Origin of the sequence: Micromonospora sp. NBC_01740 (assembly GCF_035920365.1) — a bacterium.
GTDB lineage: Bacteria > Actinomycetota > Actinomycetes > Mycobacteriales > Micromonosporaceae > Micromonospora > Micromonospora reichwaldensis.
The window spans coordinates 1,094,166-1,107,784 of record NZ_CP109150.1; the positions used below are offsets into that span (position 1 = coordinate 1,094,166).

General features: G+C 72.8%; 12 protein-coding genes. 7 read left to right on the forward strand and 5 right to left on the reverse strand.

The features are described from left to right. Nucleotide 1 precedes the first annotated feature (1 nt). From OG989_RS05255 to OG989_RS05270, 4 genes are read left to right on the forward strand one after another with little or no spacing between them, the layout of a single operon-like run. On the forward strand, nt 2-1,969 hold the full coding sequence (locus OG989_RS05255; protein WP_327029840.1) for an MFS transporter: 1,968 nt from the start codon (nt 2-4) through the stop codon (nt 1,967-1,969). Next, the gene (locus tag OG989_RS05260; RefSeq protein ID WP_327029841.1) at nt 1,966-2,523 is read left to right on the forward strand and encodes a hypothetical protein; all 558 of its coding nucleotides are present in this window, start codon (nt 1,966-1,968) and stop codon (nt 2,521-2,523) included. The genes OG989_RS05255 and OG989_RS05260 overlap by 4 nt, the downstream gene beginning before the upstream one ends. Then, a complete protein-coding gene (locus OG989_RS05265) occupies nt 2,520-3,686 on the forward strand; it encodes a M23 family metallopeptidase (protein ID WP_327029842.1) in 1,167 nt (388 codons plus the stop codon). The genes OG989_RS05260 and OG989_RS05265 overlap by 4 nt, the downstream gene beginning before the upstream one ends. 13 nt (nt 3,687-3,699) lie before the next feature. Then, on the forward strand, nt 3,700-4,302 hold the full coding sequence (locus OG989_RS05270; RefSeq protein ID WP_151455495.1) for a hypothetical protein: 603 nt from the start codon (nt 3,700-3,702) through the stop codon (nt 4,300-4,302). Between the two features lie 3 nt (nt 4,303-4,305). On the opposite strand, the gene OG989_RS05275 is transcribed toward OG989_RS05270, so the two are convergent. Then, a complete protein-coding gene (locus OG989_RS05275) occupies nt 4,306-4,869 on the reverse strand; it encodes a hypothetical protein (protein ID WP_327031113.1) in 564 nt (187 codons plus the stop codon). A gap of 195 nt (nt 4,870-5,064) precedes the next feature. Between OG989_RS05275 and OG989_RS05280 the strand changes: the two genes are divergently transcribed. After that, complete coding sequence (locus OG989_RS05280) at nt 5,065-7,614, forward strand: FtsK/SpoIIIE domain-containing protein (protein ID WP_327029843.1); 2,550 nt, start codon at nt 5,065-5,067, stop codon at nt 7,612-7,614. Beyond that, nucleotides 7,611-8,375 (forward strand): hypothetical protein, encoded by a 765-nt coding sequence (locus OG989_RS05285; RefSeq protein WP_327029844.1) that lies wholly within the window; start codon nt 7,611-7,613, stop codon nt 8,373-8,375. Before OG989_RS05280 ends, OG989_RS05285 begins: the two co-directional genes overlap by 4 nt. Before the next feature lie 53 nt (nt 8,376-8,428). On the opposite strand, the gene folE is transcribed toward OG989_RS05285, so the two are convergent. The 4 genes from folE to OG989_RS05305 form a co-directional block, all read right to left on the reverse strand. After that, nucleotides 8,429-9,094 (reverse strand): GTP cyclohydrolase I FolE, encoded by a 666-nt coding sequence (gene folE, locus OG989_RS05290; RefSeq protein WP_121401600.1) that lies wholly within the window; start codon nt 9,092-9,094, stop codon nt 8,429-8,431. A gap of 38 nt (nt 9,095-9,132) precedes the next feature. Then, nucleotides 9,133-11,157, reverse strand: a complete 2,025-nt coding sequence (ftsH, locus tag OG989_RS05295) for an ATP-dependent zinc metalloprotease FtsH (protein ID WP_132238612.1) — start codon at nt 11,155-11,157, stop codon at nt 9,133-9,135. Nucleotides 11,158-11,650: 493 nt separating this feature from the next. Beyond that, a complete protein-coding gene (gene hpt / locus OG989_RS05300) occupies nt 11,651-12,226 on the reverse strand; it encodes a hypoxanthine phosphoribosyltransferase (RefSeq protein ID WP_151455493.1) in 576 nt (191 codons plus the stop codon). 102 nt (nt 12,227-12,328) lie between these two features. Further along, complete coding sequence (locus OG989_RS05305) at nt 12,329-12,466, reverse strand: hypothetical protein (RefSeq protein ID WP_192581456.1); 138 nt, start codon at nt 12,464-12,466, stop codon at nt 12,329-12,331. A 150-nt stretch (nt 12,467-12,616) separates the two neighbouring features. On the opposite strand from OG989_RS05305, the gene OG989_RS05310 reads away from it, so the two are divergent. Next, complete coding sequence (locus OG989_RS05310; RefSeq protein ID WP_132238610.1) at nt 12,617-13,573, forward strand: GlxA family transcriptional regulator; 957 nt, start codon at nt 12,617-12,619, stop codon at nt 13,571-13,573. The last annotated feature ends 46 nt before the right edge of the window (nt 13,574-13,619 follow it).

Genomic DNA, 13,619 nt, shown 5'->3' on the forward strand with positions numbered 1-13,619 from the left:
CATGGCGCGGGCCCGGGCACGGTTGGCGGCGTTCCTGCTCGCGCTCGGCGTACTCGCCGGGGCCACGATCGGCTGGCCGGCCGTCGGCGCCATGGCGGCCGCCCCCGCACCGCTGACCGCCCAGGCGAAGGCCGAGCTCTGCACCACGCCGGAGTGGCAGGCCGACTTCCGCGCCTGCGTCGCCAAACTGAAGGAAGTCGCCGACTCAGAGGTCAAGTGCCGGAACGCCCCGACTCCCGGTGCGCCCGACTCGGGGCTCGCCGGCTGGTTCGCGTCCCGCCCGGAGTCGGCCACGAAGCCGGGCCCGAAGGGCTTCTACAGCGACTACGGCTACGCCGGATACAGCTACTCCACGTACGACATCGACAGCGGTTGCGCGACCGCGGTGCTGCACCCCGACTACAAGTTCACCAACACGGTCGCCAATGGCGAGTTCATGATCGCCACGGCGATCGTGGGCGCCTCGAACGCGCTGCGGGAACGCGCCTGGGATCCGCGCTCGATGTGGGGCTGGGCCGATCCGTTGGTGGACCAGGCGACCAAGGCCGTCTACCAGAAGGTGTTCAGCGTCTTCGGCATCGTCACGCTGTGCGTGGTCGGCCTGTACCTGCTCTGGCGCTCCCGCCAGTCGGACATGAGCAACGCGATGACCACGGCGGGCTGGGCCCTGCTGGTGATGGTGGCGGTGACCGCCCTGGCCGCCTGGCCGGTCAAGTCGGCCAACATCGCCGACGGCACCCTCGTCACCACCCTGGGCGTGGTCCACGACGCGGTCGGCCCGGCCACCAAGGACACTCCTCCAAGTCAATGCGACGACCCAAATCCGGAGGCGTGCAAAGACAACCGGCCTCCCGCCGTGCGGGCCAGTGACACGGCCACCGAGGCGATGCTCTACCGCAACTGGCTGCGGGGTGTGCTCGGCTCGGCGGACAGCGAGACCGCGAAGAAGTACGGTCCGGCCCTCTACGACGCGAAGTCGCTCTCCTGGGAGGAGGCGGCAAAGCTCCGGTCGAATCCGGCCACGCGAGAGGCCACCATCAAGGCCAAGCAGCAGCAGTGGGCGCGGGTCGCGCAGCAGATCGAGGCCGAGGACCCGGAGGCGTACGAGTATCTCCAGGGCGTCCGGGACATGGACCGGGTTGGCTCCGGATTCATCGCGGTGCTGGCCGCCGTGCTCTTCGCGATGTTCGACCTGACCGCCTCGCTGCTGGTGCTGCTGGGCTTCCTGATCTTCCGCTGGGCGGTGATCGCCGCGCCGATCCTGGGCACGGTGGGCCTGATGCGCCCGGCCAGCGCCGGGTTGCGGCGGTTGGCGAACGCGGTGGTCGCCGCCGTCTTCAACATCGCCATCTTCGGCACCGGTGCCGCCATCTATCTCTTCGCGGTCGACCTCATCATGAGCACGCCGACCCTGCCCGGCTGGCTCCAGGTGGTGCTGGTATGGCTCTGCGGTGTGGTCGGCTGGCTTTTGCTGCGTCCCTATCGACGGATCACCCAGCTGGGCGGCAAGGACAGCAGCGAGGCGGTCAGCTCGGCCGGCTCGTGGCACCGGCGATTCTTCCGGGACATGCGCACCGCCGCCCGGCTCGACGTCGCTGAACCCGGCGGCACGGCCGAGCCGGCGATGGGCCGGCGTCGGGCTGTCGTGGCGGAGCAGCCCACCCTCCGGCCCGAGGCCCGGCGCGAGGATCCAGCGCACGCCGCCACCCGCGGTGGGCATGCCGCCAAACCCGGCGGAGAGGAGCGGCAGCGGCCCGACGGCCGCGAGTCGGCCGCCGAGAAGGGGGCGCCCTCCGAGGAAAAGGATGCCTCCCGCCCGGTCGCCCCTCGACCCCGGCGGCGGCAGCCGGCCACCTGGACGGAGCCGGACGTGCCGGACGAGAACCCCTCGTTCGTCATCTACCGTCCCGGGTCCACGGAACGCGAGCCCGACCGGCCCACTCCCCGGATCCGCTCAGAGGCGCGGTGAGCGCGGTGCGGCGGGCGATCGAATTCCTGGTGACCCGGGTCCTCCGGTCCCGGATCGGCATCGCGATCGGCATCGCCGTCCTCGTGTTCGGGATCATCGGAGCGGCACGGCTGGTCTCCGGGCCCGGTGACCCCACCTCCGGGCTCAGCAACCGCCCCAACCAACCGATCACCACGGTCGACCCGACCGCCGGCGACGACGGGGCATTCTCCACGGGCGCTCCCCCCTTCCCCGTCACCCGCCCCGGCGAACTCACGCCGGAGCAGACCGCCGCACGCTTCGTCGCCGCCTGGCTCGGCAAGCCGGGCACCACGGCAGAGCAGTGGCAGGAGGGCCTACGTCCCCTCTCCACCCCGGTGCTGACCGACAAGCTGGCCGGCGCCGACCCGTCCGGGGTGCCGACCGGTCAGGTCGACGGCGACGTCACTCTCCGGCCCCGGGCCGAGAACTTCGTCGAGGTGCTGGTTCCGCTCGACACGGGTCAGCTCCGCCTCGAACTCGTGGCGCCCGACGGGCGATGGCTGGTGGATGCCGTGGACTGGGAGCAGAAATGAGCGACGGGACGCGACCGCGCGGTCGACAGCTCCGACTCGGCGCACTGGCCGCCGCGTTGACGGCAACGCTCGCCCTGCTCTGCTGCACCGGCGGCGCGGGGGCCTTCTTCCTCACGGAACTGGGCGGCGAGTCCACGGACATGACCCCGGTGAGCATGGACTGCAAGGAGAACTACCGGGTCGATGTTCGTGGCAAGATCCCTCGGATGTCCGGCTACGGTCAGGTCCAGCTTCGTAACGCCGCTCGGATCATCAAGGTCGGGCAGGAGATGAAGGTGCCGCCGCGCGGATGGGTGATCGCCGTGGCGACCGCCATGCAGGAGTCCCGGCTGCGCAACCTGGCGAACCGGACCGTCGGCGAGTCCGAGGACATCCCCAACGAGGGGGTCGGTGCCGATCACGACTCCGTCGGGCTGTTCCAGCAGAGGGCGAGCTGGGGCACCGTGGCGCAGCGGATGACGCCCGAGTACGCCGCCCGGAAGTTCTACGAGAAGCTGGTCAAGGTGCCCGGCTGGGAGACGATGCCGCTGACCCGGGCCGCGCAGGCCGTGCAGATCAGCGCCTTCCCGGACGCGTACGCCAAACACGAGGACGTGGCCAGCCAGATCGTCAACGCGCTGGCCGGCGGAGCTGCCCGGATCGCGCTGATCGACGGTAGGAAGGCCTGCGACCGCGCCGCCGCCGGGCAGATAGCCGCCTCGGGCTGGACGGCTCCCATCCCCGGCGGCGTCGGCTCGGGCTTCCAGACCGCAAGCCGTCCCATGCACAACGGGGTCGACATCGCCGCGCCGAAGGGCACCGATATCCGGGTAGCAGCCACCGGACGCGTCCTGATCTCCCGGTGCGACCCGGACAAGAGAGGCCGGCGCACCTGTAACGTCGACGGCTGGCCGAACAAGGGCGGCTGCGGCTGGTTCGTCGACGTCCTGCACGCCGGTGGGTTCATCACCCGCTACTGCCACATGGTCAGCAAGCCCCGGGTCAAGGTCGGCCAACTCGTCGAGGCCGGCACGGTCATCGGCGAGGTGGGCAGCAGCGGCAACTCCTCCGGCCCCCACCTCCACTTCGAGGTGCACGAGGACGGAGACAGGAGCAGCCGGGGGGCCATCGACCCGGTGCCGTTCATGCGATCGCGCGGCGCGCCACTCAAGGGCGCGGAATGAGACGCTCGCCGTCATGAGCGACCCGCTTCCCGACCCGTTCGCCGACCATCCGGACTGGGCGCCCCGACCGCCCCGACCGATCGAGATCGTGCCGGCCACCGGGCGCGTCGAGCTCCGCGGGCAGCGCGTGCTGGTCGGCCTGCCCGGACTCGGCTGGCGCGGTGACCTCCGCGCCGACGACCGGGTAGTGCAGGGCAGCCGGACCTACGTGCCGGTCATCCCCGAGCACGAGTGGTACCGGGCGGAGTCCGACCAGGTGGAGGTCTTCGCGCCGCTGGTCCCGGTCGAGCGGGTCTGGGTGGAGACGGTGGGGGCCCGGCGACCGGACGCGTCGGTGGATCGCGAGACGGGCGTCCGCCTGGTCTCGCTGGACGCCCCGCCGCACCGCGCCCCGACCCCGGTCTTCGAGTCGCACGCCGTCACGGGCCGCCGGGTGGTGCACGTGGTGGAGTCCGTCGAGCACCGGGACCTGCGTGCCGTCACCGAGACCTACTCCGGCGCGGAGGGCGACATCTGCGTCCGGGTTGCGCCGGAGGTGGAGTGGTACCGCTGGGCCTGGCGGGGCCAGCCACCAACCACACTGGAGGTTCCTGTGCATCTGCTCTGGATCGAGTGACGGTCAGCCGGCCTTACGGCCACTACAGACCCGCCAGCCTTCGTCTCTTTCCACCACATCGAAGACCCAGTCCTCACGCCTGCTGCTACGGGGCTGGCCGTTGGCTGAGCCGGAGATGGTGAGCGTTGTGGCAACTGATTCGCCCTCGCTCGTCTCAGTTCGGGTGAGCGGCCCCCAACTGACTCTGACCACGACGCCGAAGTTGGCCTCACGCTGCTCGATCTCGCTACGCAGTCCGAGGACCCCAGCCCGATCGCCGCTTCCCTCGCAGGTGAAGAGGTCGGCGCGGGTGTCGTTGCGGTCCACGAGGAAGGCGCGGAGGTAGTTGTCCACCACCACGTCGGGCGCGCTGCGGTCCGGGGCCGCGGCCCGGTTGTAGAGCACGAATCCGGCGGCCACTCCGCCGAGGCAGAGTGCCGCGACAACGCTCGCGACCACGGTGACCATGGTGCGCAGCCGCCGCCGTGGCCGCTCCGGCACCGGGGCCGGCGAGGGCGGCGCCAGGTGGTCGGAGGGGGGCCGTTGCGCCGGTACGCGGGAGACCTGGGAACCGGCGGGGGGCTGCACTGATTCCACCCTCTGAGGCTAGCGGCTGGACGCGGTAGACCCAATGCCCCAGATCCAGCGGATCGTGACGGACCACTCCCCATCGGTGAGTTCCACGACATCCCCGGCGCAGTGCCGCCGCGCATCCCGGACGAGTCGGCCCGACTGGGTTACGGTCTCTGCGCGGGGAGGGGTTGCCGACCTCGGGCGGAGGGGGTGGACGCGGTGGCCGGTCCGAAGGCACGCACCAACCGCGCCGCCGCACTGCACCGGCGGGCCGCTGCCACCGCGACCGCCGCCGCGAGCGTCCTCGACGACACCCGGCCCGTTCCCGCCGACCAGCGCCGCCAGTACGAACTGGCAGACCGCCTCCGTTCGGCGGCGGCGGTGCTGGCCCCCGGTTGGGCGGGCGCTCCCCTGGAGACGGTGGCACCGGCCACACCGGCCGGTGAGGGGCCACCTCCCTTCGTCCGGGTCGGTACGGCGGCACCGCTGGACGACGCCCGGTTCCCCGCGCTGGTGCCGTTGCTCGGCACGGGTCACCTCTCGGTGGACGTGGACGCCCGGGATCCCCGGGTAGCGGGGCTGCTGCGGGGCGTACTGCTGCGGCTGTTGGCGGCGAGCCCGGCCGGGGCGCTGCTGGTCCGCGCGGTGGACGCGACCGGCTCGGCCCTCGCGCCGTTCGCGCCGCTCGCGGACGCGGGTTTGCTGCCGCCCCCGGCGGTGGACGTGGCCGGGCTGCGGGCCGTGCTCACCGAGGCCGAGCAGTGGGTGACCCCGGGGTCGAGCGGGCGACGCCGGCACGACCGGACGCTGCTGCTGGTGATCGCCGCGCTGCCCGAGTCGACCGGTCCCACCGACCTGGCCCGTATCGAGGCCCTGGCCGAGCCGGACCGGTCCGCAGGGCTGCACCTCGTGGTGGCGGGCTGGCCCCCGGCAGGCGACCGGGAGCCGCTGCCGCGCGCGACGACGCTGGCGGTCCGGACCGCGTACGCGCTGCTGGGTGACCCGCCGGGCGGGTCGTTCGCCGGCCCGGGTGCCGAGCCGCCGGGCGGGCTGAACTCGCCGGTCTTCATCGAGGCGGATCCGCCGGCCGAACTCGTCGACGCGGTCTGCCATCGGCTGGCCGCGCAGGTGGAGGCGGGTTCCCGGCTGGCGCTGACCGACCTGCTGCCGGCGGCCGACGAGGAGCTGTGGACGGCGAGCGGGGTGGGCGGGCTGACCACGACCGTCGGGGACGCCGGTGGCCGTCCCGTGTCGCTCGGCTTCACGGAGCTGACGCCGCACTGGCTGGTCAGCGGCCGCTCGGGCACGGGTCGCTCCACGTTCCTCACCACCGCGCTGCTCGGCCTGACCGCCAGGTACGGCCCCGACGAGCTGGCTCTCTACCTGGCGGATCTCGCCGACGCCGAGTCCTTCGTGGAGTTCCTCCAGACCGAGCGGGACCGGTCGTGGATCCCGCAGGTGCGGGCCGCCGCGATGGCCGCCGACCGGGAGTACGTGCTGAGCCTGCTGGACGAGCTGGTGGCGGAGGTACGCCGGCGCGAGGAGGCGGGCAGCCGGGCCGGCGGGCAGCGCTTCGCCGAGCTGCGGCAGCACCGGGCCATGCCCCGGATCGTGTGTGTGCTCGACAATCTCCCGTTGCTCTTCGCCGAGCGGGACCGGCTGGCCGCCGACGCCACCGCCCGGCTGGACGCGCTGGCCCGGACCGGGCGCGCGTACGGGGTGCACCTGGTGCTGGCCGGCGAGGGCGACCTGGGGTTGGGCTCACGTACGGACCGGGACTCGGTGCTGGGGCAGTTCCCGGTGCGGGTGGCGCTGCCCGGTGGGGGCGCCGTGCTGGAGCCGACGAACGACTCTGCCGCCGGGCTGCCGGTGGGCAGCGCGGTGGTGAACACCGCAGGCGGGCTCGGCGGGCCCCGGGGCGCGATCCGGGGGCACGAGCGGATGGTCCGGTTCCCGGATCCGCAGGATCACCCCGACACGGTGGAGGCGCTGCGGCACCGGCTCTGGTCGGCCCGCCCGGAGGGGGCCACCCCGCCGGTGGTCTTCGCCGGCTACGCCCGCCCGCTCCTGCGCAACGATCCCCGGCACCGGGCCGCGCTCGCCGGGCAGGCGCCCGGTCCCGCCGCCCTGCTGGGTCGGGCGGTGGACGTGCCCCGGAGCACCGTCGCCGTGTCGCTCGGGCCGGCCCCGGGGCGGAACCTGGCCGTGCTCGGTCCCGGGCCGGAGGCGGCCCGGCTGCTGGTCACCGCGGCGCGCAGCGTGGCGGTGCACCACGCGCCGGGGGCCGCCCGCTTCGTGCTCGCCGCGCCGGACGAGGAGTGCCGGCCGGTGGCCGAGGCGTTGGCGACCGAGCTGGCCGGGCGGCATCCGGTGGACATAGTGGACCTGACCGGCCTGCTCGCCGCCGTGGACGACGCCGTGCCGGCCTACCTGGTGGTCTTCGGGCTGGACGTGCCGACCCCGGAGCAGCTGCCTCCGGAGCGGCTGCGCGCGCGGCTGCTGGAGGGCCCGCCCGCCGGCCGGCACCTGCTGGGCCGCTGGCGGACGGTGCCGTCGTTCGCGGCGCTGCTCGAACCCGAGGGCGAGGTGGACAAGCTCGCCGCCGTGGCCGTGGTGGACCTGCCGGGTGCGCAGCTGACGTCGGTCTTCGGGCGGCAGGTGCAGTGGCGGCCCCGCCCCGGCCGGGCGGTGCTCTGGGACGGTCCCGGCGAGCAGGGCATCGTGCTGGTCCCGTTCGGCGAGGAGGGGGAGCCCGGATGACCCGTGGCGGGGCACGGACCACGACGGGGCACGCCGCGCCGGGGCGGCAGCGTTCCGGCGCCGACCCGACGCCGGAACGCGCCGACACGGCCGGGCAGGCAGAGAGCGTCGGGGGCGTCGACCCGGTGCGGACCGCGTGGACCGAATACCTCGCCGCCGCCCGCCAGCTCGACGGGGTACGCCGCGACGCGGCCACCGCCGCCGGCGAGCAGGCCCGGTCGGTGCAGGCCGCCCGCGAGGAACTGACCGCCGTACGCACCCGGCTGGCGTCGCAGGAGGCCCGGCTGCACGAGCGGGGCGTACCGCCGATCTCGCTGGTCCCGACGCCGCCGGAGCTGACCGAGGCGACCCGGGCGATGGCGGGCGGGCCGGCGGCGGTGCTGGCCGCACTGCGCACCGCCCGGGGCCGGGCGGACGCCGCGGACGCGACGCTCGCCGCGCGTGGGCTGCCCCGCCTGGCCGCCTGGCCGCCGCGCCTGCGGAACCTGCTGGTGTACGGGCCGCTGGCGCTGCTGGTGCCGGCGATCCAGCTGGTGTTGTTCGTGACGACCGGCACCGGGGCGGCGAGCGTGGCCGCGCTGGTCTGCGGGCTGCCGATGCCGGCGGTGGCGTTCGTGGCGGGCTGGATCGGCGTCGGGCGGCTCTTTCCGCCGCCGGCGGGTGGCCGGGTGGAGCGCACGGCCCGGCTCGGCGCCCTGGTGTGCCTGGTCCCGGCGGTGCTGGTCAGCGCGGGCCTGTTGCTCGCGATGCTGGCCGGCTGACGCGCGACGGCCGGCCGACCCGGGTGTGGGTTCGGCCGGCCGGTCTGTCGCGGTCAGCGGGGGATGATCAGCGCCATCGCCTCGGCGCGCGACTTGGCGTCGCGCTGGAGGGTGCCCCGTACGGCCGAGGTGATGGTCTTGGCACCCGACTTCTGGATGCCGCGCATCGCCATGCACATGTGCTCGCATTCGAGCACCACCACCACGCCGCGCGGCGCGAGCCGCTCCATCAGCAGGTCGGCGATCTGCGAGGTGAGCCGCTCCTGGACCTGCGGCCGGCGGGCGAAGACCTCGACCAGCCGGGCCAGCTTCGACAGGCCGGTGATCCGGCCGTCCGGCCCGGGAATGTAGCCGATGTGGGCGCTGCCGCGGAACGGCAGCAGGTGGTGCTCGCACAGGCTCATCACGTCGATGTCCCGGACGAGCACCAGCTCCTCGTGGTTGGCCTCGAAGGTGGTGCTGAGCACCTGGGCCGGGTCGACCCGGAGGCCGGCGAAGAGTTCGGCGTACGCCCGGGCGACCCGGGCCGGCGTCTGCTGGAGCCCGTCGCGGTCCGGGTCCTCCCCGACGGCGATGAGGATCTCGCGGACCGCCTTCTCGATCCGCCCGAGGTCCATGGTCTCCTCGACGGGCCGACCGGTGAGCTTGCCGCTGATCAGGCGCGCGGCGACGTAGTCGAGGGTGTCGTCGCCGTCCGGCTCGGTCGCGGAGACGGCCAGTCCCCGGTGCTCCCGGGAACTGGCCGTCGGGTCCGTGCTCAGTGCGTACCGTCCGAGTTGTTGGAGTTGTTCGAGGTGCCGCCGCCCACCGTCGCCTGGGCGCCGTCGGCCTGGGCCTGCACCTTGAGCGCGTCCTTCTCCGCCGGCGTGAGCACGGGCGGCTCGGTGGAGGGCTGGCGCTTGCCGAAGCCGTTGTACGGCGCCATCGGCGGCCGCTTGGCCACCCGGGCGCAGATCCGGGCCATGTCGGCGGTGGAGAGGGTCTCCTTCTCCATCAGCTCCAGCACGATGTTGTCCAGGACGTCCCGGTATTCCACCAGGATCTCCCAGGCCTCGTCGTGGGCCAGCTCGATCAGCGCCCGCATCTCGCCGTCGATCTCGGCGGCGACGACGTCGGAGTAGTCCCGCTCGTGGCCCATGTTGCGGCCGAGGAACGGCTCGTCGCCGCTGGTGCCGTACTTGATCGCGCCGAGCTTGGAGCTCATGCCGTACTGCGTGATCATCGCGCGGGCCAGCTGGGTGGCCTTCTCGATGTCGTTGCCGGCGCCGGTGGTCGGCTCGTGGAAGACCAGCTCCTCGGCGGCCCGGCCACCCAGCGCGTACGCCAGGGTGTCGACCATCTCGGCACGGGTCTGGGTGTACTTGTCCTCGGTGGGCAGGACCAGGGTGTGGCCCAGCGACCGACCGCGGGACAGGATCGTCACCTTGTGCACCGGCGCGGCGTGCGGCAGCGCCCAGGCGACCAGCGCGTGCCCACCCTCGTGGTACGCGGTGATCTTCTTCTCCTGGTCGCTCATCACCCGGGTGCGGCGCTGCGGACCGGCGATCACCCGGTCGATCGACTCCTCCAGGGAGTCGTTGCTGATCGCCCGCTGGTCCTTGCGGGCGGTGAGCAGCGCGGACTCGTTGATCACGTTGGCCAGGTCGGCACCGCTGAAGCCCGGGGTACGCCGGGCCACCGCGTCGAGGTCGACGTCGGGGGTGAACGGCTTGCCCTTGGCGTGCACCCGCAGGATCGCCTTGCGGCCCTCCATGTCGGGGGCGTCCACCGGGATCTGCCGGTCGAAGCGGCCCGGGCGCAGCAGCGCCGGGTCGAGGATGTCCGGCCGGTTGGTGGCGGCGATCAGGATGACCCCGCCCTTGGTGTCGAAGCCGTCCATCTCGACGAGCAGCTGGTTGAGGGTCTGCTCGCGCTCGTCGTGACCGCCGCCCATGCCGGCGCCGCGGTGGCGGCCGACGGCGTCGATCTCGTCGACGAAGACGATGGCCGGGGCGTTCGCCTTGGCCTGCTCGAAGAGGTCGCGGACCCGGCTGGCGCCGACACCGACGAACATCTCCACGAAGTCCGAGCCGGAGATCGAGTAGAAGGGCACCCCGGCCTCGCCGGCGACGGCGCGAGCCAGCAGCGTCTTACCGGTGCCGGGCGGGCCGAAGAGCAGGACGCCCTTCGGGATCTTGGCGCCCAGGGCCTGGTACTTCGCCGGGTTCTGCAGGAAGTCCTTGATCTCGTGCAGCTCCTCGACGGCCTCCTCGGCGCCGGCCACGTCCGCGAACGTGGTCTTCGGCGTGTCCTTGGTGATCATCTTCGCCTTGGACTTGCCGAAGTTGAGCACCCGGGAGCCGCCGCCCTGCATCTGCGACATGAAGAAGAGCAGCAGGAGCACCAGCAGGGCGATCGGGAGCAGGTTGACCAGCAGGCTCACCCAGATGCTGTCGGACGACACCTCGACGTTGGCCGGGCCGGTGACCCGGTTGTTCGCCTTGGCCTCGAGGACCTCGTTCCAGACCTCGTCGCCGACCTCGTAGGGGAACTGCGCCTCGATCCGGTCGGTGTCGGTGTCACCGAACTTGGCCTTGTCCTTCAGGTCGAGCCGGAGCGTCTGCTCCTTGTCCTGGAAGACGACCTTGTCGATGCCGCCCTTGTTGAGCTGGTCGAGCGCAATGGAAGTGTCCACCCGGTGGTAGCTGGGACCAGCGGTGAACAGTTGACTGAGCACAACGGCGCCGAGGATGACCAGGATGATCCAGACCACCGGTCGGCGGAAGAAACGCGTACGTTCCATGCTGTTGTCGAGCGCCGAGGCGCCCGCATCCTCCTGATCGACGTCCTGACCGTCTGATGGTGTCGCCGCCTGTGGCGGCGGCCGGAGCCGCCGTGCGGGCCGGCTCGACCCCGAGGCACGAAACTGCCGCGCCGCGGTCATTCGACGGTACACCGTGCACGCGAGGAGTGAGCTTGCGAGCCCCGCAGTCGCGCACAAAGGGAACAGCTGTGCGCGCACCGAGCGAGCTTGCGAACCCCGCCATCGCGCACGATCCGATCATCGTGCGCGCGTGGAGCGCGCTTGCGAGCCCAACAATTACGCGTAGGGCGAACCGGGTCCAGCCGGCGTGACGGGAGCTCCGCGCCCGGCCTCCCGTCCGCCCGGTCCCGCGGTTCGAGGGGTCGGGCGTGGAGGATGCCTCCACGCCACCGGCCTCTACCGTAGTCCGAATCGCTGAGAGCCCGCTGAACGTCCGCTCGACCGGTGCCGATGTGACCGGGCCGGCGAGGGCTCAGGTGCGGGCGTACACCTCGGGCTTGAGCACCCCGACGTAGGGCAGCTCGCGGTAGCGCTCGCCGAAGTCGAGGCCGTAGCCGACGACGAACTCGGTCGGGATGTCGAAGCCGACGTACTTCACCGGCACCGGCACCTTGACCGCGTCCGGCTTGCGGAACAGCGCCACCACCTCGACGCTCGCGGCCGAGCGGGACTCCAGGTAGCGCAGCAGCCAGGACAGGGTCAGGCCGGAGTCGACGATGTCCTCGACCACGACCACGTGCCGGCCGGCGATGTCCCGGTCGAGGTCCTTGAGGATGCGGACCACGCCGGAGGAGGTGGTGCCCTGGCCGTAGGAGGAGATGGCCATGAAGTCCAGCTCGGCGGGCGGCCCGCTGCGGCCCAGCGCCCGGGCGAAGTCGGCCATGAACATCACCGCGCCCTTGAGGACGCAGACCAGCAGGAGCCCGTCATCGACGTCGGCGTAGTCCGCCGACACCTGCTTGGCGAGTTCCGCGGTCTTCTCGCGGATCTGCGCCTCGGAGATGATCACGTGGTCGATGTCGGCGTCGTACCAGGAGCCGTCAGCCATGGCTCCTAGCCTGCCGTACGCCGGATGGCCTCCGTCGGCGGGGCCGCCCCTTTTGGGCGCGGTCCCACCCCGGATGAATCCTGACGAAGGCCGCGAACCACCTCAGCAGGCACGCGACCGCCAGCGGCGACCGTCGTCGGACGGCTTCCAGTCGGCCGAGTCCCGGCTGTCGGCGGTGAGGCCGGCGGCCGAGGCCAGGGCCAGGAGGACGAAGAAGAAGAGGAAGAGGAGGATCTCCATGGCGGCGCTCGCTTTCGCATGGTTGCTGTCGGTTTCGCCGCCGGTGCGCACCGGACTGGAACCAGTTTCCGCCGGCCACCGCCACCCGGACAGTGGCAGGAATGCCACTCCCCCTCGATTTCCTGCCAACCGCACGGTTACCCTCGTCACATGCTCAGATCGGTCGCCGTCCTCGCCCTGGACCAGGTCGCCACGTTCGAGCTCGGGGTCCTCGCCGAGGTCTTCGGGACCGACCGCACCGCCGACGGGTTCCCCGACCACCGCTTCCACGTGTGCAGCCCCGACGGGGCCCCGGTGCGCACCTCGTCGGGCTTCCACCTGACCCCGCACGCCGACCTCGGCCCGATGGAGGAGGCCGACCTGGTCGCCGTCCCGGCCCATCACGGCACCGTCGTGCCCGGCACGGTGCTCGCCGCGCTGCGCCGCGCCGCCGACCGGGGGGCGTACGTGTTCAGTGTCTGCTCCGGCGCGTTCGTGCTGGGCGAGGCCGGCCTGCTCGACGGCCGGGAGTGCACCACCCACTGGCGGTACGTCGACGAACTGCAACGCCGCCACCCGACCGCCAGGGTCCGCTGCAACTCGCTCTACGTGCAGGACGGCCGGCTGCTCACCAGCGCCGGCACGGCCGCCGGCATCGACGCCTGCCTGCACCTGATCCGCCAGGAGCACGGCTCGGCGACGGCCACCCGGCTGGCCCGCCGGATGGTGGTGCCCCCGCACCGCGACGGCGGACAGGCGCAGTACATCGAGGCACCCATCCCCGAGACCCCCGAGGCGCCGACGCTGGAGCCGGTGCTGGAATGGCTGATGGGGCACCTGGACCGCCCGGTCACCGTCGACGAGCTGGCCGCGCGGGCGGAGATGTCGCCGCGCACGTTCGCCCGGCGGTTCCGCGCCGAGACCGGCACCACGCCGCACGACTGGCTGACCAACCAGCGGGTGCTGCTGGCCCGGCGGCTGCTGGAGGAGACCGGGCTCAGCGTCGAGGCCGTCGCCGACCGGGCCGGCTTCGGCGACTCGGCGGCGCTGCGGCACCACTTCGCCCGCCGGGTCGGCGCCACGCCCCACACCTACCGGACCACGTTCCGCGAACGCGTGGAGGCCTGAGCTCCGGACCCGCGACGTCGGACCGCGGCACCGGGAGCGGGGCCGA